Here is a 4,397-nt window from a genome sequence, read left to right as displayed (position 1 = left end):
TGTAACCGTCAAGTGAAAACATACAGTTTTTGCTCGTTTGAAATGAACACTTTTGCTTAAAATACGTGCTGCCTGTTTTTCATGCGATAGCTGTCTCCCTCCATGTGAATAACCTCCACACGATGTAAAAGACGATCCAAAATGGCTGTCGTAATTCCTTCATCACCCATTAATTCGGTCCACTGGTCTGGACTTTTATTGGATGTTAAAATAATCGAACTTCGTTCATAAAGATGATTGATTAACTGAAAGAACAGATTCGCTTCCCTTTGATCCATTGCCATATACATCAAATCATCAATAATCACTAAATCAGATGCTTGTATTCTCTTTATTTGCACTTGTGACTTATGGGTAAACTCCTGCGTTTTTAATAGTTGGATTAATTCTCCCATCGTCACAAAATATACTTGAAATCCTCGTTGAATAGCCTCTATTCCTAGCCCTATGGCTAGAAATGTTTTGCCGACACCAGGCGGGCCTAATAAAATCAAATTATATTGTTGCTCTAACCAACTAAACTCTTGTAATTGCGCTAATTGACGAGCTGTTAAGGCTGTCTGTTCCTCTACGTTGAATTCTAGAAGCGTTTTATAGTAGGGAAACCGTGCCCATTTGATTCGTCTCTCAATACTTTTTGTTTCACGTTTGTTTAACTCAAATGATGTAATCGCTTCTAGGAATTCTAAATATGTCCAAGATGCTTTTTCAGCTTCTCGAAGGAGCTGTGGAAGCTCCTCGGAAGTTTCTGCTAAACGTAATTGGCGAAAATGATCTTGTAATTCCTTCACTGTTTTATTCATTGGGCATTCCCCTTCAAAATACTTGTATATGTACTAACAGAGCGGGGGATTACTTGAATTTTAGCTTTAGATGTAGATATTTTTTTAGTTTCCTTTATTGCTACAACTGATTCTTCCCTCGATAACTTCAGATAACTTACTACATCGCGAAAATCATTGGCACTGTAGAGGTTTTCATGGATACACTTTTGAAGCGCCTGATCAATCCATTCAGGGGCGTCCTTAATGACAGATTGAAGAATTGCTAATTGGTCTCGGCGGTAACGGGCGTATTTTAGGCAAATTTCATCCAGATACACACAGATGGCTTCTTGTTCTTTGAAATGAGAAATTACGTTTCTTTTCAACTCTTCTATTCCTTTGGAACGATCTCGAGTATGGCTACGACTTTTAATGAGTTTTCCTTTCTCAGTACTAATCAGATGTTCTGCAATGATCTCGTTATCAGGGTGCTTGCGGATGACAAGGATACTTTGTTGTTCTCCTCGTATTTCCAAATACACTTGATTATCTTGTTGCGACCCGTAAGTTCCTACGGGAACTGAATAACGGTTGGATTTAAATCGAATCGTGTTGTCCTTATTTACATTCCTTGGTATAATTACGGTATGGTTACTTTCTAATGAAAGTAGTGGAGAGACGGGTTGTAAGTGTAGCTTTTCGACGAGAAACACTTCAACTGGTCTCTTTTTCGTTGTATTGTGTACATTCTTATTTCCTGTACGCTCTAACCACTGTAAAGCACTCATGTTCCAGCTTTCAATGTCTTTAAAAACTCGACTATCTGCGAAGTTACCTTTTATGTATTTCACCACATTTTCAATCATCCCTTTAGATTCTGGATCCGCCTTACGACATAAATAAACGCGGAATTTGCGATCCTTCACATATGCTTGAAATTCAGATGTTAAGATCAAGTCACCCGCATTTTCACTAACTGTAAGTAAATGATCTTGGTCATAAACAATTTCCTCTGAACATCCACCATAAAAACGAAATGCATTTTCATGACATCTAATGGCATCCTTTGTTGTGAAAGGGCGGTCTTGCCACTCCATATATTTATACCTCGAATGAGCTAACACAAAAGCGATGAAATACAACTTCACTTCTTTTTTCTCGGTCGTTTTCTGCTTTGTTTGCCCCCAGTCCACCTGTAGCTGTTTACCCATAGGCTGTTCTGGAACGGACTCATACTGTCTGGCGATGGCTTTTTTCTCAATCTGGTATATTTCACGAATTTCTTTTACATAAGAGCGTACTGTGCTTTCACCTATTTCTAAATCAGGATGACGCTCTAATAACCAATCTTGAATTTGCGCTGCACTTAAATGTGGAAACTCCTCTAACCAAGCGACAATCCAATCCCGGTAGGGATCTAACTTCTTAGGTTTTTGAAGAGGGTTTCCTAAATACTCCTGTGCCTCTTCAAAAGACATTCCCAAATACTTATAGACAGTCCCTCTGTTCACTTTTAAATGTTTAGCGATTTGTGCAATCTTCATTTTACGTTTAAACAATTGTTGAATCTCAATATATAACACTAGCTTTTCCTCCAAGTCTCTTACCTCCAGTAAACGAATAATTCTAGTTTACTAGATGGTCTGTTAGATTGGCGAAAGTGTTCACGGCATCTCAGCGAAAACTGTCTGTTTTAGTATAGCGGTTACACAAATAGTCGTATATTATGATTTTTTCAATCAAATATACGACTAATTTTATTTATTTGTTACATTCTAGCTGAATCATTTTGTATAAAACTAAAATTTCAGTCAATTAGAGTTTCAGGAAAGCTCTGCTAGATAAACTGATGAAGTTTCCATAAAAAAAAGCGTGATATTAAATCACGCTTTTTTATACGTATAGGCTAACTCATCTAACTTGTGATCTACATCTACATACAAATCATGCCCATCGAAATACCATTCATCTACTTCTTCTATGAAAAATAAAACTTCTCCAACTTTTACTGTAACAACCGGTTCAAACGGTGTATCTTTTGTCATACCAAGTGAAAAACCTTGCTGTATTGGACTTGATCCACCATAGCGTGCATAAAAACGAATAGTGTCTCCATTACTTATTTCCATTTCCTCTTGAAACCACTTAACTGCATCATCCGAAATAAATATTCTCAAGCTATTCACCAAGCTTTCCTAGACATAATTGTTAAATCCATTTTACTTTCGGTTCCGTGCCATTTTTTATACGTTCAATGTTTGTCCGATGACGATAAAAGATAAAAACAGCTATTAGAACGAGCATCGCAATTAAAGGCCAATCTTTTTCCACTGTGAAGTAATAAACAATTGAATAAATAAGTGCAATAATAGCTAAAATCATGGAAGTTAACGAAACCATCTTCGTTATCTTTAAAATAATAAAAAATCCTAAAACTAACAGTACAAAAAGTGGCCAGTTGTAAGCAAGTAAAATACCTCCGGACGTCGCAACCGCTTTTCCACCTTTAAATTTAGCGAAAACAGGGAACATATGCCCTATTACTGCAATAATCCCAAGAATAAGCGGATGTACAGATGTAGATTCAAATATAGCTAAATATCCTAAAAGTGTTGCCGCTGTTCCTTTTAAAATATCCATGATCGTAACAACTAGTCCTGCTTTTTTACCGAGCGTGCGAAACGTATTCGTTCCACCTAAATTCCCACTGCCATGTTCCCGAATATCTGTATTATAAAATAATTTCCCTATCCATAAGCCGGAAGGGATAGACCCAATTATATAGGCAAGTAAAAGTAAAATGATGATAGTCATAGCATACTCCTTTAGTTATGAAACTCATATTATATTGAACTATTTCAGTTTACCACGCACGCTTCGTTTTGTTCAATGTTAAGAAAAATAACTTCACTAAAAATAACATTACTTCACTGTACCAACAACATTTAACGAACAAAATAACGAAATAGAGTTATACTTAGTACAGGACATCATCCAAAATGATTGATAACATGGATGTTACGGGTAATCCTTGAGATAGAAGATGAACCAATCCATAAAGAAGGAATATTGCACTAGGATAGAGAATCCTACACAAAGGCAGATTGCAATCTAATGGATAATTACCTACAATTAAATTCTGGCGTTTTAAGTTGCCTGTTTCGTTTGCAATGGCTGTTTCGCCTTGCGATTTTCTTTTGGAACTATTGACATAATGATAATCTGTTTGTACGCTAAATAGAGAATAAAGAACAGATGTTTTGTTTTTTGGAGGGAACGTATTTGAGTAAAGATGAAATATTAACGAGCTATAGTGATGATGATATCCAAGTATTAGAAGGGTTAGAAGCCGTTCGAAAAAGACCTGGGATGTATATAGGTTCGACCGACGCGCGTGGATTACATCATTTAGTTTATGAAATAGTAGATAACTCAGTCGACGAAAGTTTGGCTGGTTTCGGTAATCATATAAAAGTGACAATTCATGCGGATCAAAGTATTACGGTCCGTGACTACGGTCGGGGAATGCCGACAGGAATGCACAAAACTGGAATTCCAACTGCGGAAGTTATTTTCACTGTTTTACATGCAGGTGGGAAATTTGGTCAAGGTGGATATAAAACTAGTGGTGGG

General features: G+C 36.7%; 5 protein-coding genes. 1 reads left to right on the top strand and 4 read right to left on the bottom strand.

All coding sequences use genetic code 11. The annotated features are described in order from the left end of the window. Window positions 1-56 precede the first annotated feature (56 nt). From istB to plsY, 4 genes are all read right to left on the bottom strand, one after another. Window positions 57-803, bottom strand: coding sequence for an IS21-like element helper ATPase IstB (istB, locus tag FG383_RS20675; protein WP_142609548.1), 747 nt, complete (start codon window positions 801-803; stop codon window positions 57-59). Then, a complete protein-coding gene (gene istA / locus FG383_RS20670; RefSeq protein WP_142609549.1) occupies window positions 800-2,347 on the bottom strand; it encodes an IS21 family transposase in 1,548 nt (515 codons plus the stop codon). Before istA ends, istB begins: the two co-directional genes overlap by 4 nt. Window positions 2,348-2,647: 300 nt before the next feature. Further along, window positions 2,648-2,941, bottom strand: a complete 294-nt coding sequence (locus FG383_RS20665) for a HesB/YadR/YfhF family protein (RefSeq protein WP_142609547.1) — start codon at window positions 2,939-2,941, stop codon at window positions 2,648-2,650. A gap of 31 nt (window positions 2,942-2,972) precedes the next feature. Next, on the bottom strand, window positions 2,973-3,578 hold the full coding sequence (plsY, locus tag FG383_RS20660; protein ID WP_142609546.1) for a glycerol-3-phosphate 1-O-acyltransferase PlsY: 606 nt from the start codon (window positions 3,576-3,578) through the stop codon (window positions 2,973-2,975). 468 nt (window positions 3,579-4,046) lie between these two features. Here plsY and FG383_RS20655 point away from each other — a divergent pair. Next, on the top strand, window positions 4,047-4,397 hold a 351-nt coding region (locus tag FG383_RS20655; protein WP_425467674.1), incomplete at its 3' end, for an ATP-binding protein.

The sequence above is a fragment of the Psychrobacillus soli genome, from assembly GCF_006861775.1.
Classification (GTDB): Bacteria; Bacillota; Bacilli; order Bacillales_A; family Planococcaceae; genus Psychrobacillus; species Psychrobacillus soli.
This window is presented reverse-complemented; position numbering and strand designations above follow the sequence as displayed.

Coding starts and splice junctions, on each gene's coding strand:
- istB (WP_142609548.1), bottom strand. CDS start 803: ATGAATAAAACAGTGAAGGAATTACAAGATCATTTTCGCCAATTACGT.
- plsY (WP_142609546.1), bottom strand. CDS start 3,578: ATGACTATCATCATTTTACTTTTACTTGCCTATATAATTGGGTCTATC.